The organism is Collinsella aerofaciens, assembly GCF_039836695.1.
In the GTDB taxonomy this organism is placed as follows: domain Bacteria; phylum Actinomycetota; class Coriobacteriia; order Coriobacteriales; family Coriobacteriaceae; genus Collinsella; species Collinsella aerofaciens_BD.
The window spans coordinates 17,938-41,057 of sequence record NZ_JBDPAC010000010.1 but is presented as its reverse complement, the minus strand read 5'-3'; the positions used below and the strand labels follow the sequence as shown (position 1 = coordinate 41,057).

Below are 23,120 nucleotides of genomic sequence, written 5' to 3'. Positions count from 1 at the left end.
ATGAGGAGTGAGGACGTCTACTGCCTTGCAGATCACTCAAAATTATTGGGGGAGGGGTTAATAACTATATCCTCTATACCAAAGGACATAAAGAGATGCCAATTTTGTTGACAAGCGAATGACGATTAGCTGCGAGTCAGCTACCAGCGTAAATAATCGATAAAGAAATGTCGTAATTTGGTGCCAAATGCCCAGATAACGCCGCGTCTATTTTAATTAACTGCTTTGAGCAAACAGTAAAATGCTACTATCTAACTTGCACGTAAGAAAGCAGATTAACGGCTAAGGCTAAGAAGTGGCAGGTATGTCGGAAGCAACTAGGACTCGCACGCATGCGCCCGAGGTTAGGCAGCGCGCCGTCGAGATCCTCCAAGAGGGGGTCGATCATCGCGCTCTCGCCGCGGAGCTTGGCATTCCCCAGGCCACGGCTCGTCAGTGGGCCCGCGCGTATGCCGTGGGCGGTGCCGACGCCGTTCTCAATGCCGGTTCGCATCATCACACCTATTCGTACGACGTAAAGCTCGCTGTGGTTAAGGACCGTCTGGAAAACGGCTTGACGGTTCGCGAGGCCATGATCAAGCACAAGATTCCCAGCGAGTCTTCGGTCAAGGCTTGGTGCCGTCAGTACCGCGAGAGCGGTGAGTCCGCACTGGTCGATAAGCCGCGCGGTCGCAAGCCGCGCGTTAAAAAGGCGGAATAGCAAACGGGATGGTGCGCCCACAGGGGCGCATTTTTCTTGCCGCCTCTCTGCTCCAAAGCGGACGCGCCCTTGCCCCGTACGCCTAAAACTCCCCAGTTGACCGAAAACCTGCCGCCGCTGCTCCTCAATTGAGCTATAACGTTAAACAATTGCAGCGTTTTTGCATGGGGGAGTGATGGTATGACGCTACTGTATTTCCTTACCCTGTTTCCGCTGGTACCGGCGCTGGGCATGCTGCTCGCGCGCGGTGACCGCGCCCGCGATGCGGTGGGGCTCATAGGTTCCGGCATTATTATGGCGGTGACAGTTGTAGTCGCCGTCATGTTTTTTGGCACGGGTCCGCAGAGCTTTGAGGTTGCCCCCGGCACCTCGCATGTGCTCTCGATCATCAGCTCCGCCATCGACGTGATTCTGTGCGCCGTCATCCTGTACAACGCGCGTAAATATAAGAGCACGCTCACCACGGTGCTCGGCGTGGTGCAGCTGGTGGGCTCGCTCGCCTTTGCAGCCATGACGCTGCCCGTGGCCGAGGCCGTCACGGCGACGCCGCTCTACCTGGACTACATGAGCGTGATCATGGTCCTCGCCGTCGGTATCGTCGGCAGTCTAATCTGCGTGTATGCCCTGGGTTACATGAAGGACTTCCAGGCCCATGACGAGCACGAGGCCGCGCTGCGCGGGCAGACCGCGCCCGACCGTCGCCCGCAGTTCCTGGCGCTTATGTTCCTGTTCCTCTCGGCCATGTTCGTCATCGTGACGAGCGATAACCTTGAGTGGCTGTTCTGCGGCTGGGAAATCACCACCGTGTGCTCGTTCCTCATGATTGGCTACACGCGCACGCCCGAGGCCATCAAGAACGCCTTCACCCAGATCATCCTCAACATGCTGGGCGGCATCGCGTTTTTGGCCGGACTCATGTACCTGCACGTTAACGGCATGCCGCTGACCATCTCGGGCATGATCGAGCTTTCCGGCGCCGGAACCGCGCAATCCGCGCTGCTGGTGATGCCGGTCGTTCTGCTGTCGCTCGCCGCCCTTACCAAGGCCGCGCAGATGCCGTTCCATACCTGGCTGCTCGGCGCCATGGTTGCCCCCACGCCCACGAGCGCCCTGCTGCATTCGTCCACCATGGTCAAAGCCGGCGTGTTCCTAATGGTCAAGCTGAGCCCGCTCTATGCCATCTATCCCGTGACCGGCTTTATGGTTACGAGTGTGGGTGCCATCACGTTTTTGCTCGCGGCCCTCATGGCCATCTCGCAGAGCAATGCCAAGCGCGTGCTCGCATTCTCCACCATTTCCAACTTGGGTCTCATCAGTGCCTGCCTGGGTGTCGGCGCGCCCGAGGCCGTATGGGCGGCCATCTTCCTGATCTTGTTCCACACGGTGGCTAAGTCGCTGCTGTTCCTGTGCGTAGGCACCGCCGAGCACCATATCGGCAGCCGCAATATCGAGGACATGGACGGCATGTTCAGCCGCATGCCGCACCTGACGCGTCTGATGATGCTGGGCATTATGGGCATGTTTGTGGCGCCGTTTGGCATGCTCGTGTCCAAGTGGGGCGCCCTGGTGGCGTTTGCGCAGACCGGCAACGTGCTAATGATCATGGTACTTGCCTTTGGCTCGGCCGCGACGTTCTTCTTCTGGGGCAAGTGGCTTGCCAAGCTTTCGGGCGTCGACCCCACGGCTCAAAACGTTGAGGCCAATGTCCATAAGACCGAATGGATGGCCCTCAACACCATCGCCGCGCTGCTGATTCTGTGCTGCGTGGCGTTCCCGGTTATCTCGAGCGGTCTGGTGTCGCCTTACCTCGCCATGGTGTTTGGCCGCGTGCCGTACGTTATTGGCAAGGACGCCATGTATCTGATGGTGGTTATCGTGGCTTTTATCGCCGTGGTGCTGCTGACTTCATTCCGCGTGAGCAACAAGCCGCACGTCAACGTGTACCTTTCGGGTGTGGGAACCGACAAATATCGCCATTTCCGCGGCTCGATGGGACACGAGGTGAAGGCCGAAAAGCGCAATTGGTACTCGGAGGACGCCCTTGGCGAGAAGCGTATTGGCCCCGCGGGCAGCGTCGTGTGCTGCAGCATTATCTTGTTTGCGCTGCTGTGTTGCGCGTGGATTGGGCCCGAGCGGCTTGCCATGAGTGCGCCCTCGGTGCTGCGCGGTAAGTATTTCGAAGGCTCGGGCGTCGTGGGCATATTTATTGGTACCGTGGTGTTTGCCCTGCTGGCGCCGCTTGTGGGCGGCCTGATCGACGGTCTTGACCGTAAGCTTTCGGCTCGCATGCAGGGCCGCGTGGGCCCGCGCCTGCTGCAACCCTTCTACGATGTGGCCAAGCTCCTGCGCAAGGCCCCCGCCAGCGTAAACACCATGGACGACACCTACATGGCGTGCGCGCTCATCTTTACCGTGGTGGGCGGCGGCATCTTTGTGTCGGGCTCCAACACACTGCTGTGCGCCTTTATGGTGACGCTCGCCGCGATCTTTGTGGTGCTGGCGTCCGCCTCGACGCAAAGCCCGTTTGCCCAGGTTGGCGCCGATCGCGAGCTGCTGCAGGTCATGAGTTACGAGCCCGCCGTTCTGCTGATGAGCGTGGGCCTGTACCTTGCCACCGACAGTTTCGATTCCATCGCCGTGACGGGGCAGTCGGTCCCCATCATCGTGTACAGCGCACCCATTTTCCTCGCGTTGCTCGCGGTGCTTACCATCAAGCTGCGCAAGTCGCCGTTTGACCTTTCGTACTCGCATCACGCGCATCAGGAGATCGTCCAGGGCGTCGCCACCGAGATGAGCGGCGGCACGCTGGCCAAGATGACCCTTATGCACTGGTGCGAGACCGTGCTGTTTTTGATGTGGGTGGGCATGTTCTTTGTTTGGGACAACCCCGTGAGCTGGGTTGTAGCCCTGGTCGTGATGGCCGCGACGTATTTTGTCGAGGTCCTGATCGACAACACCTTCGCACGCAGCACCTGGCGCAGCTGCTTTAGGCTCGGATGGGGCGTGGCGCTGGTGTTTGGCCTGCTCAACCTTATGCCCATCCTCGTCGACGTATTTATTTAGGAGGCGGCATCCATGGATCATAAAATGTCGCGCTCGCCGTGGGTTATTCATTACGACGGTTCGAGCTGCAACGGATGCGATATCGAGGTGCTGGCCTCGCTCACGCCGCTGTTCGATGCGGAGCGCTTTGGCGTGGTCAATACCGGCAACCCCAAGCATGCGGATATCTTTTTGGTGACGGGGTCGGTCAACGCGCAGAATCTGCCCGTCGTGCGCCAGATTTACAACCAGATGCTCGAGCCCAAGTGTGTGGTGGCCTGCGGTATCTGCGCGTGTTCGGGCGGCGTGTTCCGCGATGCCTATAACGTAATCGGCGGCGTGGACCGCGCGATTCCCGTGGACGTGTACGCGCCCGGGTGCGCCATTCGCCCCGAGACCGTGATCGATGCCATTGTGGAGGCGTGCGGCATTCTGGACCAGAAGGAGGCCGTGATGCGCGCCGGCGGCGATCCGCTTACCGTGGGCGGCGCCGTTACTTGGGACGGTGGCGTTGAGCTGGGCGAGGACGGGTTTGTGGCTGCGGGGGCCGGGGCCGTCGCCGGTGACGGCGTCGAGGTCAACGTGTCCACCAGGTCCGCCGCGCCCGCCGCTGCAAAGGAGGCCGAGTAATGCAAAAGGCTATCTATGCCACCGTTGGGATTGACGAGCTCCTGTCGCATGTCCAGGCGCTCAAGGGCGTCGGCGCGCGCTTTGTGCAGATGCATGCCGAGCGCTGTGTGGACGACGGATCGTATCGCCTGGTCTATACGTTTATCAACGTCCGCGCTGCTCAGGAGAATATTGCGCAGGACGGCAGCTATGCGATCGAGAACCTGGTGGTTGAGGGAATTGATCAGTATCAGGAGATTCCGTCCGTCAGCTCGTACTATCCGGCGGTATTTCCGTTTGAGAACGAAGCGCACGACCTGTTTGGGCTTGCCATCACCGACATGCAGATCGACTTTAAGGGCTTTTTCTACCAGGTCTCGACTGCCGAACCCATGAGCGTTATCACGCCCGAGGTGAAGGCCGCACGCGAGAAGGCCATGAAGGTCCGTGCCGCCGCCGAGGCCAAGGCGCGCAAAGCCGCGGCCGAAAAGGCCGCCGCGGCTGCGGCTGCTGCAGGGGAGGGTGCTGCGAGCGCCGGCGACGCCGCGGGCGCCGCTGCTCAGCCCGCTGCGGCTGCCGGCTCCGATGCTCAGCACGATGAAACTGCTGCGAAGGCCGCGCTCAAGGCTGCCGAGATGGAGGCAAAGCTCGCCGCCATGGATCCCGAGAAAGCGGCCAAGGTCCGCGCGGCGCTTGCCGCCAAGGCCGCCCGCGACAGGCAGAAAGAGGAGGCGTAAGGTCCATGGCACATCGCTCCGTTATTCCGTTTGGCCCGCAGCACCCAGTGCTGCCCGAGCCGCTTCACCTGGACCTGGTGATCGAGGACGACCGCGTCATCGAGGCAATTCCGCAGATCGGCTTTGTACACCGCGGACTCGAGAAGCTCACCGAAAAGCGCGATATGCATCAGTTTGGCTACATCGCCGAGCGCATTTGCGGTATCTGCGCCGTGGGCCATAGCTGCGGCTATGCCAGCGCCTGCGAGCGCATGCTCGGTATCGAGGTGCCCGGCCGCGTGCAATATATCCGCACCATTCTGCATGAGCTTTCGCGCATCCACTCGCATCTGCTGTGGCTGGGCCTGCTCGCCGACGCCTTTGGCTTCGAGGCGCTGTTCTATCGGTCATGGACCCTGCGCGAGCAGATACTCAAGATTTTTGAGAGCACTTGCGGCGGGCGCGTGATTCTGTCGATTAACGAGATCGGCGGCCTTAAGCACGATATCGAGGACTCCGAGCTGGCGGGCATTGTCCAGACGCTCGATGCCATGCGTCCTGACTACGAGGCCCTGGTGCATACGTTTGTGGACGACAACAGCTGCGGCGAGCGCCTGCATGGCGTGGGCATGATTAGCAAGAAAGACGCGCTGGAGCTTTCGATGGTCGGTCCGTTTGGGCGCGCATCGGGCGTGGATTACGACGTGCGCATGTTTGACGACGGTGCCTATGCGGACCTGGCTGCGTTTGAGCCCATCGTTGCTACCGATGGCGATTGCTATGCCCGCTGCCAGGTGCGCTGTGCCGAGGTTACGCAGGCCATGGACATCATTAAGGAGCTTGTGGGCAAGATCCCGCATGACGGTATCGGCGGGCGCACCAAGCTCACGCCGGCCGACGGCGCGCGCGGCGAGGTTGTGATTGAGCAACCGCGCGGCGAGGCGTATTACTATGTGCGCGGCAACGGCACCAAAAATCTGGACCGTTTCCGCGTGCGCACGCCGACGTCGCAAAATCTGGCGGGTCTGACGCATGCGCTGCAGGGCGTGCTCATTGCCAATGTGCCCATGATTATCCTGACCATCGACCCCTGCATTAGCTGCACGGAAAGGTAGGCGCGGCATGAGTTTGCTGACATTTGCCAAGACGGCCTTGGGTTCTATGGTCAAGCGGCCAGTAACGGTGTGCTATCCGCAGGAGAAGCTCGCGGCGCCTGCGCGCCTGCGCGGACATATCGTCAACGACATGGACGTGTGCATCTGCTGCGGCATGTGCGCGCGCCGTTGCCCGGCGGGCGCGCTTGCGGTCGATCGCAAGGGTGGTACCTGGTCGATTGATCCGTACGCTTGCGTGGTGTGCGGCGAGTGCATCGAGAGCTGCCCCAAACACTGCCTGACTATGGACACCTCCCGCACTCCAGTCGCAGCGGACAAGACTCCCACAGTAGAAACCAAGCCGGAATAGCGCTGGAATAGGGGCCGGTGGGGCAAAAATGCCCCACCGGCCCCGCGCTTAAACGCGCGGTTGTGCCGTCGCGAACAAAACTATGCCGGATTACTACGATAAATCGCCCACCTCCAACCACACCGCATTTGGCAAAATCAAAACCGCAGGTAGACGGCTTGTAGTTTTGCGAAAAAATCACGCGTGGTCGGGAATCTCGTTTTTATCGTAGTAAACCGGCATAGTTTTGAAATGACACCATATTCGTAACAGCACTTGATCTCCCGTGGACAGAGGGAAACGGATCATTTTGGCCTCGCGAGGACATCCGTGTGGCCCGTTCGCCATGAAATGGGCCTATCTACTACGTTTGGGCGGCGTCCCTCAACCACGGCAAAAAATGCGAAAAGAAAACCGCAGGTAGAAAGCCTGCGGTTTTTCGTAAAACACGGTTATGGTCAGGGGTATCGGGTTAAACGTAGTAGATGGCCCGATTTCGTGGCGAGCGTTACCAACTGATCCCCCGGGGACGGAGGAAAACGGATCATTTTGACCTGTTGGCTCCGAGCCGCATCCGTTTTCCTGCGAAAACTCTCGTGTCTCAACTTTGGTGAGACATTTGTCTCACGCCCAAAATCAAATCTGGAACGTGTGTCACCTGCCCTAATTGTGTCTCATTTCGTAACTTTAGGCTGATGCAAGGTCTGAGACCGCGAGAAGGGAGACACGATGGGTAAGTACACGAGGGGTCTCTTGGCGGTGATACTGGCCGTAGTGCTGGTGTTGCCAGCCGCAGCATTCGCCATGCTGCCCGAGGCCAACGCCAGGTCCAGCACAGGAATGGACGGACCGATAATGACCGGAAAGGTCGCCGACCCCGACACCAGCGGTCGCTGGGAAATCTGGGCGGCAGGCCACGGTGGCAATAAGGTAACGACCCAAAACGTTGGTCGAATCTGGACCGACAAGACGGTCAAGGCAACCGAGGAAAACGAAGAGTCGGACTTTTTGACCACGCTTTCGGCGATGTCCTCGACGTCTAATTCAACCGTGACGGTTACCACGCCGCTCGACATCGTGATGGTGCTGGATGCCTCTGGCTCGATGGATTATGAGATGGGCGGTGGAGATCCCACCAGGCGCATCGATGCGCTGGAGAGCGCTGCCAGCAGCTTCATCGACGCCATTGCCAAACAAAACGAGGGCATCGAGGGCGTGGATAGGCAGCATAAGGTTGCTATCGTTAAGTTTGCGGGCAAGACGTCCAACAATATCGGCAACGAGACGTATCGTGACGGAGGATACACCTACAATTACACACAGGTTATGAAAGACCTGACCGATTGCTCCGGCGGCAACGTGAAAGCTCTTAAGCATAGGATTGCCCAGATTACACCCGCTGGTGCAACGCGCGCCGACAATGGTCTGCAGCTGGCAGAGGGTATCACTTCTGGTCGCGCGGACGCCAAGAAGATTGTTGTGTTCTTTACCGACGGCACGCCAACGAAAATTGACAAGTTTGATCCTACGGTTGCTAACGCTGCCGTGACGGCTGCCAAGAACATGAAGGACAGCAAGGCCACCGTTTATACTATCGGCATCTTTGATGGCGCGGATCCCAGCGCTGGTATCCAGGATTCGGGGGAAAGCCAAAAAGAGAACAAGTTCATGCAGGCCGTTTCGAGCAACTATCCCAATGCCACGGCATGGAACGCTCACGGCACACGCGCGGAAAACTCCGACTACTATAAGTCGGCGACCAATGCTGAAGAGCTCAAGAAGGTCTTCGACGACATCTCTCAGGCCATCACATCGGAGCCGCCTTATCCGACCGAAATCCATAAGGGCTACGACGAGACCAAGTCCGGCTACATCACGTTTACCGACGAGCTGGGCGACTTTATGCAGGTCGACGGATTTACCGAAGTCGTCATCAACGGCACGCCGTTTACCGAGGCGAGCAAGACGGTCAACAAAGAAACCAATACCGACACCTACGAGTTCGCCGGCAAGGCAAAAGACCTGCTCATTACCGTGCAGCGTGCCGGCGATGACAATCCCCAGAAGGGCGATATCGTAACGGTCAATATTCCTGCGTCGTTGATTCCGCTGAGTCACTTTAAGACCGTAGACGGCAAGCTTTCGGTCGACAGCGTTAAGCCCATTCAGGTGAAGTATGCCTCGAGCGTGAAGAGGGACGCCCTCGATAACCTGTTTACGCCTGAGAAGGTCACGGGACTCAAGGACTACATCGAGAACAATACGACTGTCGTTGACGGCACCAAGACCGTGAGTTTCTACGCGAACAAGTGGAGCGGTGGTGCGTTGGGTGATACGGTCGCGACCTTTGAGCCGGCCGACACCAACCGCTACTACTACTTCCAGAAGCAGACTCCCATTTACACGGACAAGGGCTGCACGCAGCCTGCAAAGAATTCGCTGGCAGATACCGGTACCTATTACTACAAGGATGAGTTTGAGGAGCAGGGCGAGAACAACGAGGCCAAGCCCACCACTGCCGTCATCGAGTTCATCGGTGGCGACGCTGCCAAGTTTGACGGCGCTATAGTTGCCGACAAGGACGGAAACCTGTCGTTTAGCGTCGGAACCGCACGCCTGGCCTTTATCGATGAGCTCCACACCACCAAGGAGAGCGTGGGCGGCAACAAAACCGATACCGCGACCGACGTACTCAATCCCAAGTGGAACAACATATCCGCCAAGGCGACCGCGACGCATGTCAACTCCTACCTGGGCAACAACGGCAAGATCAGCTTTGCGTATGACATGACGCCGGCAATGGTGAACACCAAGGCCAGCTTTGGTCTAACCAAGGTGCTCGAGGGCCGCGCCTGGACGGATACGGACACGTTTGAGTTTGGGCTGACGTCCGAGGGCAATGCTCCGATGCCTGCGACTACGACTGCGATCGTGCACGGGGCCGACCTGGACGACAAGGGCAAGGCTGCCATCGACTTCGGCACGATTGAATACACCGAGCCTGGCACGTACGTCTACAAGGTTAGCGAAAAGCACGCCGGGACCACGATTGACGGCATTGCCTACAGCGGTAGCGTCGCGGAGATCACCGTGACGGTGACGCCCAACAAGAAGGGTGAGCTCAGCGCCGCTGTGAAGGTGGCCTGGAGTGAAGCCGAAGTGACCGAGTTCAAGAACGTCTACGCTGCGGATCCTGTTGAGTCCAGCGTTACCGACCAGATTACCGTGGCCAAGTCCCTGACCGGGCGCGACTTGACGGAAGGCGAGTTCAGTTTTGAGCTGCGTGAGGTTAAGGGCGAGGACTCTGAGCTTATCGAGACCGTTGCGAACGCCGCCGACGGCAAGGTGACGTTCAGCACCATCAAGTACACCGAGATCGGCCAACACACCTACATGCTGCGCGAGGTCAAGGGCGACGCCGGCGGCATCACCTATGACGATACGATCCACACTGTCGTGACGACCATTGCCGATAACGGCAAGGGCCAGCTGGCCGCTACGCACGAGCTGAAGGGCGCCAAGGACGTCAAGAGCATCGAGTTCAAGAACGCCTACACCACGAATGCTGCCGAGGCATCGCTTACGGGCATCAAGAACCTGCAGGTTCCTGATGGCTTGACCCCGGCTGACATTGCCGGCAAGTTCACCTTTACCGTGACCGGTGAAGAGGGCACGCCCATGCCCGCGAACGCGAGTGTGACCAATGATGCCAAGGGCAAGGTCGACTTTGGCAAGATCACCTTTACGCTCGACGACCTTAACAAGGCTCTGGGCGAGAAGCCCGAGAAGCGCGAGCACACCTTTACCTACACCGTGACCGAGTCCGGCGAGGTCGCTGGCGTGACCAACGACGCCAAGCCGTCGCGCGAGGTTTCCTTCACCGTGACCGATGACGGCAAGGGCAATTTGAGCGTGTCCCGCAAGCCGGACGGCAACGCGGCATTTACGTTCACCAATACCTACAGCGCGACGCCTGTCGAGACGAGCGTCACCGACCAGATTACCGCGAACAAGGTTCTGACCGGGCGTGAGCTTGCTGCCGGCGAGTTCTCCTTTGAGCTGGTCGAGGGCGACAAGGTCGTCGCCAAGGGCACTAACGCTGCCGACGGCACGATTGTCATGGACAAAATCACTTACGACATACCCGGCAAGCACACTTACACGCTGCGCGAGGTCAACGGCGGAACCACCAGCAAGGGCATCACGTACGGCGACGCCAAGTACACCATCGAGACCACCATTACCGACAAGGGCGATGGCACGCTCAAGGCTGAGCATGTCCTGAAGGACGCCACGGCTGCGACCTTCAAGAACACCTACAGCGTGACCCCGCTCGACGCAGAGCTCGACTTTGATCTGAGTAAGGCTATCGACGGTCGCGACTGGACGGACTCCGACGAGTTCAGCTTTACCATCACCGCCGCCGAGGGCACCCCGCTGCCCGATCCTGCAACCGTGACCGTGAACAAGCACGATGCGAAGGATGGCATCGCTGCCGTCAAGTTCGGCAAGATCCGCTACACGGCTGCCGGAACCTACACGTACGAGATCCGCGAGAACGCGGGTAACGCGGCCGGCATGGCGTATGACGGGCATGTCGCGACCGCCGAAGTGACCGTGACTGAGGACGGCGAGGGCAAGCTGACCGCCAATGTCACCAAGAAGGAAAACGGACGCTTCACCAACACGTACCGCACTGAGCTTAACTACACCGCGGCCGGCGGCCTCAAGCTCAGCAAGAGCCTCTCCGGACGTCCTATGACCGAGGGTCAGTTCACGTTTACCGTGACGCCTGCCGACGAGGCCTCGGCCAACGCGCTTGGCCTGCTGCCCGGAGCCAACAACTTCAAGTCCCCTGCGACGGCAGAGGCAACGGTCGGCCTGATCGACATCCTGGCTGGCCATGAGGTCAAGTTTACGCAGGCTGACGCCGGCAAGACCTTCACGTACACCGTAGCCGAGAAGAATGACGGCAAGCCCGGTTACACCTACGACGACGCCGTGCGTACCGTGACGATCGCCGTCGCCGATGACGGTGCCGGTACGCTTACCGCCACGACGACCGTCTCCGGCGGTCCCGAGGGTACGCATACGACGGTCCACAAGAGCGGTGAGAACAAGGTCGAGAGTGCCCTGGTTCCGTTCCACAACAGCTACAGCGCTACGACCAATACGCCTGGTGGTACCGCTGCTCAGGTTGTCGCCACCAAGACCCTGACCGGTCGTCCGATGGCCGACGGCGAGTTCTGGTTCGGCATTGCCTATCAGGGCGAGCTTGTGGGCTACGAAAACCTCAAGCCTAATATCGGCGGGCATGTGAGCTTTGATGCGCTGCACTACGACACCGAGATGCTTGCCAATCTTGAGGCGGCTGGGCTTGCCCATCGTACCGACAAGGACGGTAAGCTCGCTTGGACCATTAACTACACGGCCTACGAAGATTTATTCGGGCTGCCGAATGGCGTTTCCGCTACAACGTGGAGCTTTGGCTTTAAGGTTATCGTTGTCGACAACGGTGACGGTACCCTGACGGCAACGGTCGACTACGGTGGCGTCGAGCCCTTGTTCGAAAACGTCTACGGCGCCGAGGCCGTGGATGCCGCACTCATCGGCACCAAGAAGCTCCAGGCAGCCGAGGGCCTGGCCCCGGCCGACATCGCGGGTAAGTTTACCTTTACCGTGACCGCTGACGAGGCGGGTGCCCCGATGCCCGAGCGCACGACCGCAACCAACGACGCGGCCGGCAACGTGGACTTTGGCAAGATCCACTTTACGCTCGAGGACCTCAACCGCGCCCTGGGCGTGACGGACGATGCGACCGATAAGGCCGAGGCAGACGAAGCTGACGAGGCTGAGGCCGACGAGGCAGAGGCTGAAGAGGCCGACGCCGACGCTGATGCCAACGCCGACGAGCCCAGCGACGAGTCCGAGCCCGCAGATCCCGCTGCCCCGCGCTCGCACACCTTTACCTACACGGTGGCCGAGTCCGGTAGCGCCCCTGGCGTGACCAACGACACCAACGCCACGCGCAAGGTTTCCTACACCGTGACCGATGACGGTGCCGGACATCTGATCGTCAAGCGCGACGGCGGCGACGGTGCGGCCTTTACGTTCACCAACACGTACGGCGTGGCACCTACCGATTCTTCCGTGACCGATCAGGTCAAGACGGTTAAGCGTCTGACCGGCCGCGACCTTGCAGCTGGCGAGTTCACGTTTGAGCTGCTCGAGGACGGCGTGACTGTCGCTAGTGGCACCAACGACGCCAACGGTAACGTTACGCTGAGCCCGATCCGCTACGAGGCGCCCGGTACGCACACGTACACGCTGCGCGAGGCTTGCCCCAACGCGCTCGGCCTGTACAAGGGCGTCACCTATGACGGCACGACCTACACCGTCGTGACCACCGTCTCCGACAACGGCGACGGCACGCTGACCGCGACGCACAAGCTCGAGGGAACCACCGAGTCGGCTGGCTTTACCAACAAGTATCACGCCATGCCCACGCAGGTTTCCATCGGCGCCATCAAGGTGCTCGAGGGACGCGAGCTCAAGAAGGACGAGTTTAGCTTTAAGCTCGTTGGCGAGGACATCGAGTCTACGGTTACCAACGATGCCGACGGCAAGATCAACTTCGACAAGTTCGAGTACGACGAGCCCGGAACGTACGTCTACACCATCAGCGAGGTCAAGGGCGACGAGACCGGTATGACTTATGACAAGTCCGTCTTTACCGCGACCGTCAACGTGGTCGATGACGGCGAGGGCAGCCTCAAGGCAAGCGTCGCCTTTGCCAAGGGCGACAAGAGCGTCGAGGGTATCGTGTTCAACAACACGTACAAGAAGCCCGAGACGCCCGTGCCGACGCCCGATCCCGGCACGCCCAAGACCGTGACGAATATCGTCAAGACGGTCAAGGGTTTCCTGCCCACCACGGGTGACCAGCAGGCCGCCGCTCTGCTTATGACATTTGTCATCGCCATGGCCGGCGTCGGAGCCCTGGTCTGGGGTATCCGTAAGCGCTAGGCACGTCGACAGCGCCCGGGGCCAAAAGGCCCCGGGCGGCCGGCAGGGCTAAATCCCGACCTACTCCTACCCCCAGCCGCCACGGAGGCATCTCCCTCCTCCGTGGTGGCGCTTTTGTGCGTTGGGGAGGAGGGCGCGCCACGAAACCGGCCCATCTACTACGTTTAGCCCCTTACCCCCAACCATGCCGAAAAGCGCAAAAACAAAACCGCAGGTAGAACGCCTGCGGTTTTGTTCAAAACGAAGGTATGGTCAGGGGTATCGAGTCAAACGTAGTAGATGGGCCGATTTCGTGGCGGGCGGTTTCGGCTGATCCATTGGGGACGGAGGAAAACGGCTCATTTTGGTCCCGCGAGGCTGGCGGAGACACTCGTGCAGGGCCGCCCGAACAAAACTATGCCGGTTTACTACGATGAATCCGAGATTCCTGACCACACCCGCATTTTTGCAAATATCGCAAGTGTTCTACCTGCGGTTTTGTAAGTGCGCAATTTGCCGTGGTCGGAGATATGCGGTTCATCGTAGTAAACCGGCATAGTTTTGAAATGGCATCAAATTGGCGGCAGCCAGCGGCTAGCCTCGCAGATAGGCGATGGCGATTTGGGTGCGGTTGCGCAGGCCCATTTTGGCAAGGATTGAGCTGATGTGGTTGCGCACGGTGCCTTCGCCCATATAGGCGGTGGCGGCAATCTCCTTGTTGTCGAGGCCGCGGGCGATGAGCTCTGCGACTTCGAACTCGCGGTCGGTCAGGCTGACAAAGGCCGCGGGCCGGCGGGTCGTGCCCGCCTCGACGCCCGTTCCGTCAAAATCGATGTCCTCGATCGCCTTTCCCTCGAGCACGCGTTTGCCATCCATGACCTGCGCCAACGCTGGCGGAATGGCGGCGACATCGGTTTTAATCAGGTAGCCGCGGGCGCCCAACTTGAGCGCCGACACAATGTACTCGTCATCCGAAAACGTCGTCAGAAACACCACGCGCGCCGCGGGATCGCGCTCAAGGATTTCGCGTGCCGCCGAAAGTCCGTCGCGCTTCGGCATCTGGATGTCGAGCAGTGCGATGTCGGGTGCGTGCTCGGCGTAGAGCGCGACCGCGTCGTCGCCGTCGGCACCGGTGCCCACCACCTCTATCTGCGGCTGAGCGCCCAGGATAATCTTGAGTGAATCGACCACCAGATGGTCGTCGTCGACAACTATGAGCCTCATCGGCCCTCATCTCCTTGCTGCTTGGGAATGGTGGCAAACACGCGCCATCCGGAGGCGCCGACTCGCGAGCCGGCAGTGAAAGTGCCGCCAAGTGCCTCGACACGCTCGCGCATGGAGGCGAGCCCCATACCCCCTGTGGCGCTGCGGGCGCCTGTTCGAACCCCGCCCGTTCCATCATCGGTAACGATGAGCTGGTAAAACGATGGGTGCTCCATGCACCGCACGGTAATGGTTTTGGCATGGGCGTGGCGCATGGCGTTGGAAAGCGCCTCGCGTAGCACTGCCGCAAAGCAGTTGGCGACGTTGGCGGGTGTATGCTCGGCCAAAACCTCAAGCTCAATCTGCGGACCGCTGTCCGAGCGTGCGCCTTCAACGATGCGCTCGAGCTGCACGGAGAGGTCAGTCGCATTGTCGTTGAGCGCGTGGACGCTGGCGCGCACGAGTTGGAGCGCCTCGTCAACCGTGCGTTTGACGTCGGTGAAATCGGCGGCAACCCTGGGCTCGTCGGCGTGCACGACGCGCAGGGCCTCGGCCTGCAGCGAGGCGCGCGTGAGCTGGTGGCCGACGTTATCGTGAATCTCGCGCGCGATACGGGCTCGCTCGGCGAGTGTCGCGAGTTCGACTTCGTAGTCCTGGCGGTCAGCAAGATCGCGGTTGCGCGCCTCGAGCGCGAGGGCTCGTTCCTGCAGCTCGTCGCGGGTACGGCGCATGCGCTGCTGCTCGCGCTCCAACTGGGCGGTACGTAGCGATAACAAGGCGGCGGCGACCGAAAGGATGGAGGTCAGCAGGAGCGTTCGGACGGTAAGCGCGTCGGTGCGAAGGTCCGCGACGAGCGCAAAGGCAAAGACGGAGCCAATGCCCAGTACGACCCAGGCGTGCTCACGGCGCACGCGCCGCGCGATGTCATAGAAGGCGAGAGGCGCAAACGGCACAAACGGCGGCACGAAGACAGCCGCGATGATGTAAGCGTAGCTCGCGGCCTCGCTCGCACGGCGGGCGCGGTTTCTCTGTGCGACCTCGGCCAGTGAGGTGGCAATAACGCCAAGGCAAAACGCCGCGACCAGGTGAGCGTCCACAGCAAGGCCCATGGCGGCCGCAATACAGCACGCCAGAACGATTGATTTGTCGAAAAGCCTGTTCATACGGGTATTGTACGCGAAGCCGCGCGTGGTGGAGGGACCGCCTGCGCAACCGTGACATTCCTCCCACGCGGCAAAGCGGGGACATCGGCAGGCCGCACGGCCAAGCTCCGCACTCGTGACAAAGCTCACTGGCGCGCGCCGGCGGCTCCTGCGATGATGCAATCGTACCGGGCCGCAATCAACAGAAGGGCCGCCTCATGACAGACATCGTCCACGTCGAAAACCTCGTCAAGCGCTATGACGACCTTATTGCGCTCGACCACTTTAACCTGAGCATCGCCCCCGGCGAGATCTTTGGCCTGCTGGGCCCCAACGGCTCGGGCAAGACCACGTCCATCAACTGTATTCTGCAGTTGCTCGCCTACGACAAAGGCACTATCGAGCTGTTCGGCGAGCCCATGACGCCCGCCCGCTACGACCTCAAGCGCCGCATCGGCGTGGTGCCGCAGCAGGTGGCGGTATTCGACGAGCTCACCGTGCGCGAGAACATCGACTATTTCTGCAGCCTTTACGTCAACGATCGAAAGCGTCGCCGCGCACTGGTCGACGAGGCCATCGACTTTGTCGGGCTGGGCGACTTTACCAAGTTTCGCCCCGGTAAGCTTTCGGGCGGCCTAGCGCGTCGCCTCAACATTGCCTGCGGCATCGCGCACAAACCCGAGCTCATCTTTTTTGACGAGCCCACGGTGGCGGTCGACCCGCAGAGCCGCAACGCCATCCTGGAGGGCATCTGCCGCCTGCGCGACGAAGGCGCCACGGTGGTGTATACCAGCCATTACATGGAGGAAGTCGAGCAAATCTGCAGCCGCATCATGATCATGGACGGTGGCCGCGTGCTGGCGCAGGGCACCAACGACGAGCTCAAGCGCATGATTCAGATGGGCGAGCGCGTGACCGTCGAGGTCGGCGCCGTCGAGGCCGCCACGGTCGAGCGGCTGCGCGCCCTTGAGCACGTGCTTTCGGTTGAGCTGTCCGGCGGCGAGCTCGTCTGCGCCTGCGAGGCGAGCCCGCATAACCTGGTCGACATCCTTGACACGCTGCGCGCTGCCGACGTTGCGCTCGGCCGCGTGTGGAGCGAGCCACCGACCCTCAACGACGTGTTCCTCGAGATCACCGGCCGCGAGCTGCGCGACTAGGGGGCGGCCATGTTCAACACCATTATCATTACGGTCAAGACGCTGCTGCGCCGGCCGAGCACGTGGGTTTGGGGCGCTCTCTTTCCCATCGCGCTTTCCACGATGTTTATGTTTATGTTTGCGAACCTCAGCTCCGACGACAAGATCGACCCGGTGCCAGTGGCCGTCGTAGCGGATGAGGCCTGGGACGCCTCGACCTTTAAGGATGCGGCGGCTTCGCTTGCCAAGGAAGGCGACGATCAGCTGCTCGAGATCTACGAGCTCGACGACGCAGCCGATGCGAACCGTGCGCTTAAGGCCGGCGAGGTTGCGGGCATCTATACGGTCGACGACGCGGGCGTACCCAAGCTCACACTGCTATCGAGCTACGACAGCTCGCGCGCATCGTCGGTGCTCACCGATCGCAGCATTTTGGAGACGGTGGCAAGCTCGTATACGCAAAATGCCGAGCTCATGCGCCAGATTGCCCAGGACAATCCGGCGGCGCTCGCCGACCCGGAGGCGGTTGCGCGCGCCCTGTCGCTCGAGGGCGGCACCCGCCGCGTAAGCCTGACACGCACCACGCCCGACGGCACGGTCATCTACTACTACGCGCTCTTTGGCCTGGTCGCGATGATGTCTGCCGAGTTTGCCGCCTTGAGCGTCGTCGACCTGCAGCCCAATCTGTCCGGCCTTGGTGCACGTCGCTGCGTGGGCGGTCTTTCCAAGACAGCGTCGCTGGCCGGCATCTTTGTCGGCTCGTGGCTGGTCTCCTTTGCCTCGATGACGATCGCGATCGGCTACGTGCGCCTGGTCGTGAGCGTCGACTTTGGCGGGCGCGAGGGGCTGTGTCTGGTGGGCGGTGCCGCTTCCGCGCTTGCCGCCACGGGCCTGGGGCTCTTTGTGGGCACGCTTCCCGTTAAGGGCGGCAAGGCGTCCAAGTCCGGCATCCTCACGGGCTTTGCTACCACGTGCGCCTTGTTCGCCGGCCTCTACGGCGAGCCGGCGATGGCGCTTGCCGACGACGTCGCCCGCGCCTGTCCGGCCGAGTGCTGGCTCAACCCCGTCAAGCTTATCTGCGACATGTTCAACCGCCTGTATTTCTTTGAGGACCTGGGTCCCTTTGTCATCCGTGCGGGCGCGCTGGTCCTTATGGCGCTGCTGTTCGTTGCCGCCGCTACGCTGATCTTTGGAAGGAGCCGCTATGAGCACCTTTAAGACCGCGCTTCGCATGGCGCTGGCGCACCCGTTCTACCTGATCATCTATACGGTGTTCATCTCGCTCATGGGCGTATTTATCGCGGCATCGGTGAGCTGGAACTCGTCGCAGCTCACCGAGTACAAGCCCTACGATGCCAACGTGATCGTGGTCGACCGCGACGACAGCGACCTTTCGCGTGCGCTTACCAAGCATCTAGGTTCGCGGTTTGACCTGGTCACGGGCGTCGGCGACGACACGTACGACCTTGCGGACGCGCTCTCCAAGAGCAACAGCGCCAAGGGCAGCGCCGACTGCGTGTTCTTTATCCCGGAGGGGTTTGAGGACGACCTCGTTGCAGCCGCCCGCGTGGGGGAGTCCCTGCCCAAGCTCGATGTGACCTACGGTGCCGGCACCATGGCGGCGGCGCTTTCGTCTGCCGAAGCCTTGCGTTGGATCTCGCTCGCGGGCGCTGCGGCGGCGCTTGAGCCCGCCGCTTCTAACGGCAGCGTCGCCAAGGCCGCCGAGCATGCCGCTGCAAAGCGCGCGGAGGTCCAGATCGAGCAGGTCAAGGTCGACTCGACTGCTGCTGCCACGCTCGAGTCGTACTTCAACTTTGGCGCGTACGCGATTATCTCGTCGGTCATCGTATCGGTGGGATTGGTGTTCTCGGGCATGAACGAGCCCGAGCGCGTGCGCCGCATGGAGGCCGGCCCGGTCTCCGAGCGCCAGCGTTCACTTGCCGTGTTCGCGGCTGCCGCGGTGCTCACCGTCTGCATCTGGCTCGTGTCGAGCATGATGGGCATCGTGGGCTTTGCCAGCGCGGTTGCCGAGGTCGGCGTGGGCCGCGTGTGCCTTGCGCTGGCGGCAACGTTTGCCCTGGCGTGCACGCCGCTGGCCGTTGGCTTTACGCTGTCGAGCTTGGGCGCGCGCGAGGAGCTGCTCAACGGCGTGGGCAACTTACTCGGCATGCTCATGACGTTTTTGGGCGGCGCCTGGATGCCGCTGTCGCTCATGGGTTCGGCCGTGCAGGCCGTGGCGCACTTTGTGCCGACATATTGGGTGAACGACGCGATCGGCAAGGCGCTCGCGTCGGACCTGACGTCTGCCATGTTGGGCGACATCGCCTGCGACCTGGGCGTCACCGTGCTCTTTGCCGCGGCCATCGCCGCCGTAGGCCTAGCCCTCGTGCGCACCAAATCCCACGCCTAGCCACCTAGTCATCGGGTACTCATTGGGGACAGACTTAAACGACCAAGAGTGGTCATTGGGGACAGGCTTAAACGACTAGTCATTGGGGACAGTCTTTGCCGAACCGCCGGCTTGCCGGCCGGGTTGCCAAGGACTGTCCTCAGCTGCCGGCAGAAAGGGAACGTCCCCAACTGCCGGGTGGCGAAAGAGTGTCCCTAACAGCTAGTCATTTAAGAACGTCCCCAATGACTAGCCTGAAATAAAATCCAGGCCTCGCTCCAAAATAGTTGGCCATGGTTTACTATTACGCTCATAAAGTAGTACGAGGCTAACAACGGGGGATATCATGGCAACGCAGGAAGCCTATGTCCAGGTTAAGGATCTCAAAAAGCATTACGGCGACGGTGATGCGCGCCTGACGGTACTCGATGGCATCGACGCGTCCATCAACCGCGGCGAGATCTGCGTCATGCTGGGGCCCTCGGGCTCGGGCAAGTCGACCTTTCTCAACCTGATCGGCGGCCTGGAGGATGCCGACGGCGGCTCCATCATGGTGGACGGCTGCGACCTCACAGTGCTCAAGCCTGCCGACCTGGGCGAGTATCGCCGCCGTGAGCTGGGCTTTGTCTTCCAGTTCTACAACCTGGTGCCCGACCTCACCATCAAGGAGAACATCGAGGTCACGGCGCACCTGTCCAAAAACCCGCTCAATGTCGACAACCTGCTGCGTTCGCTGGGCCTTTACGAGCACCGCAACAAGTTCCCGCGCCAGGTCTCGGGCGGCCAGCAGCAGCGCTGTGCCATCGGCCGCGCACTCGTCAAAAACCCGGGCCTGCTGCTGTGCGACGAGCCCACGGGCGCGCTTGACTATAAGACGTCCAAGGAAATCTTGCAGCTCATGGAGGATGTCAACCGCACCTACGGCTGCACCATCATCATTGTCACCCACAATGCCGCCATCGCGCGCATGGCCAATCGCGTGCTGCGCCTGCGCGACGGGCACATCGTCGAGGATGAGCTCAACGAGTCGCCCGTTGCGGCCGCCGAGCTCGATTGGTAGGCGGCGCCATGACACCTCTCGCAAAACGTCTCCCGCGCGAGCTGCGCCGCAATATCGGTAAGTACCTGGGCATCTTTTTGCTTATGTGCGGAAGCATTGCCCTTACATCGGGCTTTTTGCTTGCGGCGCATTCCATCGGCTGCCTTATCGACGACATGCGCGATGCGTACACGATTGAGGACGGCCGCGTGACCACCTCCTTCGAGGCCACCAAAGACCAGCTCAAGGCAGCCGAGGACGCGGCAGACGACGTCGGCGGCGTCACGCTCTACAAGAATTTCTCCATCGACGCCATCAGCAAAAAGGTGTCCGGCGACGACGGCACCAAGCGCACGCTGCGCACCTATGCGCACCGCACCAAGGTCGATATCGCGTCCTACTGTGAGGGCAGGGAACCCAAGGCGGACGACGAGGTGGCCATCGATCGAGTTTTTGCCACCAACAACGACCTCGCCGTGGGCGATAAGGTCGAGCTTGAGGGCCGCACCTACACCATCTGCGGCATCATGACCCAGCCCGATAGCCAGGCGCTGTTCCTCAACAATTCGGACTTTACGGTGAACACCATCACCTATGGCGTGGCCGAGGTCAGCGACGCCGGCTTTGCCGCGCTCGAGGACGCCGGCGGCGCACCCGCCTACACCTATTCCTTTACCTTTACCGATCGCGATCTCTCCACTGCAGACCGCATCGATGCCGAGCAGGATATGGTCGAGGCGCTGACCGATGCCGATGCACGCGTGGATGACCTCATCGACGCCGATTCCAACCAGGGCATTGGCTACGCGCGCGACGACGTAGACGGCGACTCCATGATGTGGATGACGCTGCTCGACATCATCATCGTGATCATGGCGTTCGTCTTTGTGGTCCTTACCGACGCCACCATCGAGGAGGAGAGCGCCATCATCGGCACGCTGCTCGCCAGCGGCTATCGTCGACGCGAGATCGTGCTGCACTACCTTGCGCTTCCCGCCATCGTGGGCGTGGTCGCGGCGCTTTTGGGCACTGCGCTCGGCGTCGTGTTCTTTACCGAGCCCATGCGCAGCCTCTATTACGGCTCGTACAGCCTGCCGCCCTTCCAGGTGTACTGGAGCTGGGAGATCTTTGTGAAGTGCGCCGTGGTTCCCGCCGCCGCGCTCGTCCTCATCACGCTGGTGGGTCTGCTTCGCAAGATGGGCAAGACGCCGTTGCAGTTCCTTCGTCACGAGTCGAGCGGCAAATCGGGCACCAAGCGCGGCCTGCGGCTGCCGGAGCGCATGGGCTTTGTCTCGCGCTTCCGCTTGCGTATCTTCCTGCGCAATCTGGGCAACTTCGCCACACTCTTCGTGGGCATTGCATTTGCGTCGCTACTGCTGCTCTTTGGCCTGGCGATTCTGCCCACGATGACGCACTATGCGGACAACCTCGAGACAAGCCTGGTCGCCGAGCACCAGTACACGCTCAAGGCGCCGTTGGAGCTCGAGGGCACTGCCGAGGAGCGCGAGCAGTGGTCGGCACTCGAGCGCTTGCAGTCGGTTGACGGCGCGCTGCTTTCCGCCACTCAGGATGCCGATGACGAGCTTGACGACGCGGCCGATGCGGCGCGGGCGGCAGCCGATGCCGCGACCGCATCTCCGTCTGCCGAGAGCCTGGCCGCGGCGCAGGACGCGCTCGCCAAGGTCCAGGACAAGAAGAATGCGCTCTACGCGCGCCTTGACGATCTTGCCGATGCCCTCGGCTGCGATTGCGATGAGGCCATCGACCTGATCGATAAGGCCTCTAAGATTGACACCGACAACGACGATATCCACCCGGTCAATACGATCGACAATGGTGCAGGCGCAATTGCGCAAGCCGAGAAATACGCCGTCTACCAGCTGCAATACGACCGCGGCGATGGAAATGGCGAGGAGACGATTTCCGTCTACGGCATTTCATCCGATTCACGCTATTGGAAAGACCTCAACGTCGGCGACGGCCGTGTCGTCTTTGGCGGCGGCCTACTCGACAAGTTCGGCTGGAGCGAGGGCCAGAAGGTCACGCTCAGCGACAAGTACGAGGGTGAGCATTATTCCTTTGAGTACGCGGGCAAGGACTGTGCCTGGGGCTCCAAGTCGGATATGAATGTCTATATGAGCATCGACGACTTTAACGAGCTGTTCGACAACGACGCCACCTACTTTAACGGCTATGCGAGCAACAAGAAGCTCGACCTCGATGCTCGTTACTTTGCCGGCGACACCACGCCCGACGACATGCGCGCCGTGGGCGACCAGTTCATCGGCATGATGAGCAAAATGATCGGCATGATGGTTGGGCTTGCGGTGTTCATCTTCTTGCTGTTTATGTACCTGCTGACCAAGGCTGTGATCGACCACAGCGCCCGTTCGATCAGCTACATGAAAGTCTTTGGCTATCGCGATAGCGAGATTTCGCATCTGTACATCCGCTCGATCACATTGTGCGTGGCAGCGTCACTCGTGCTGAGCCTGCCGGTCATTATTGGCTCGCTCACGGCCATCTTCCGCTCGATGTTGCTCGCCTACAACGGCAATATCGAGATCTACGTGCCCGCTTGGTCCATGGCGGCGTGCGCAGGAATCGGCTTTGCGACCTACCTGGTCGTGGCACTGCTGCACACGAGCTCCATCAAGCGCGTCAGCTTGGCCGAAGCCCTCAAAGTGCAGGAGTAG

Annotated in this window: 14 protein-coding genes; 12 read left to right on the top strand and 2 right to left on the bottom strand. The window is 60.9% G+C overall.

What is annotated here, in order from left to right; genetic code table 11:
• The first annotated feature begins 304 nt into the window (after positions 1-304).
• From ABG996_RS06155 to ABG996_RS06125, 7 genes are all read left to right on the top strand, one after another.
• Positions 305-700, top strand: coding sequence for a helix-turn-helix domain-containing protein (locus tag ABG996_RS06155; protein WP_347478972.1), 396 nt, complete (start codon positions 305-307; stop codon positions 698-700).
• A 180-nt stretch (positions 701-880) separates the two neighbouring features.
• Entirely contained in the window at positions 881-3,763 is a 2,883-nt protein-coding gene (locus ABG996_RS06150) for a proton-conducting transporter transmembrane domain-containing protein (RefSeq protein ID WP_347478974.1), read from the top strand.
• 12 nt (positions 3,764-3,775) lie between these two features.
• Positions 3,776-4,372 (top strand): NADH-quinone oxidoreductase subunit B family protein, encoded by a 597-nt coding sequence (locus tag ABG996_RS06145; protein WP_347478976.1) that lies wholly within the window; start codon positions 3,776-3,778, stop codon positions 4,370-4,372.
• Entirely contained in the window at positions 4,372-5,088 is a 717-nt protein-coding gene (locus ABG996_RS06140) for an NADH-quinone oxidoreductase subunit C (protein ID WP_347478977.1), read from the top strand. The genes ABG996_RS06145 and ABG996_RS06140 overlap by 1 nt, the downstream gene beginning before the upstream one ends.
• 5 nt (positions 5,089-5,093) lie before the next feature.
• Complete coding sequence (locus ABG996_RS06135; protein ID WP_347478978.1) at positions 5,094-6,182, top strand: hydrogenase large subunit; 1,089 nt, start codon at positions 5,094-5,096, stop codon at positions 6,180-6,182.
• Positions 6,183-6,189: 7 nt separating this feature from the next.
• Positions 6,190-6,531 (top strand): 4Fe-4S dicluster domain-containing protein, encoded by a 342-nt coding sequence (locus tag ABG996_RS06130; RefSeq protein ID WP_347478980.1) that lies wholly within the window; start codon positions 6,190-6,192, stop codon positions 6,529-6,531.
• 708 nt (positions 6,532-7,239) lie between these two features.
• Complete coding sequence (locus ABG996_RS06125) at positions 7,240-13,536, top strand: Spy0128 family protein (protein ID WP_347478981.1); 6,297 nt, start codon at positions 7,240-7,242, stop codon at positions 13,534-13,536.
• A 573-nt stretch (positions 13,537-14,109) separates the two neighbouring features.
• On the opposite strand, the gene ABG996_RS06120 is transcribed toward ABG996_RS06125, so the two are convergent.
• Together ABG996_RS06120 and ABG996_RS06115 are read right to left on the bottom strand one after the other, a co-directional pair.
• The gene (locus ABG996_RS06120; RefSeq protein ID WP_347478983.1) at positions 14,110-14,739 is read right to left on the bottom strand and encodes a response regulator; all 630 of its coding nucleotides are present in this window, start codon (positions 14,737-14,739) and stop codon (positions 14,110-14,112) included.
• Positions 14,736-15,881: a sensor histidine kinase gene (locus tag ABG996_RS06115; RefSeq protein ID WP_152067462.1), complete on the bottom strand. Its 1,146-nt coding sequence runs from the start codon at positions 15,879-15,881 to the stop codon at positions 14,736-14,738. The genes ABG996_RS06120 and ABG996_RS06115 overlap by 4 nt, the downstream gene beginning before the upstream one ends.
• A gap of 197 nt (positions 15,882-16,078) precedes the next feature.
• Between ABG996_RS06115 and ABG996_RS06110 the strand changes: the two genes are divergently transcribed.
• The 5 genes from ABG996_RS06110 (at position 16,079) to ABG996_RS06090 (ending at position 23,120) form a co-directional block, all read left to right on the top strand.
• On the top strand, positions 16,079-17,017 hold the full coding sequence (locus tag ABG996_RS06110) for an ABC transporter ATP-binding protein (protein ID WP_346979182.1): 939 nt from the start codon (positions 16,079-16,081) through the stop codon (positions 17,015-17,017).
• 9 nt (positions 17,018-17,026) lie between these two features.
• On the top strand, positions 17,027-18,214 hold the full coding sequence (locus tag ABG996_RS06105; RefSeq protein WP_347478985.1) for an ABC transporter permease: 1,188 nt from the start codon (positions 17,027-17,029) through the stop codon (positions 18,212-18,214).
• On the top strand, positions 18,201-19,406 hold the full coding sequence (locus ABG996_RS06100; RefSeq protein ID WP_347478987.1) for an ABC transporter permease: 1,206 nt from the start codon (positions 18,201-18,203) through the stop codon (positions 19,404-19,406). Before ABG996_RS06105 ends, ABG996_RS06100 begins: the two co-directional genes overlap by 14 nt.
• Positions 19,407-19,731: 325 nt before the next feature.
• On the top strand, positions 19,732-20,445 hold the full coding sequence (locus tag ABG996_RS06095) for an ABC transporter ATP-binding protein (protein ID WP_347478989.1): 714 nt from the start codon (positions 19,732-19,734) through the stop codon (positions 20,443-20,445).
• 8 nt (positions 20,446-20,453) lie between these two features.
• Positions 20,454-23,120, top strand: a complete 2,667-nt coding sequence (locus ABG996_RS06090) for an ABC transporter permease (RefSeq protein ID WP_347483836.1) — start codon at positions 20,454-20,456, stop codon at positions 23,118-23,120.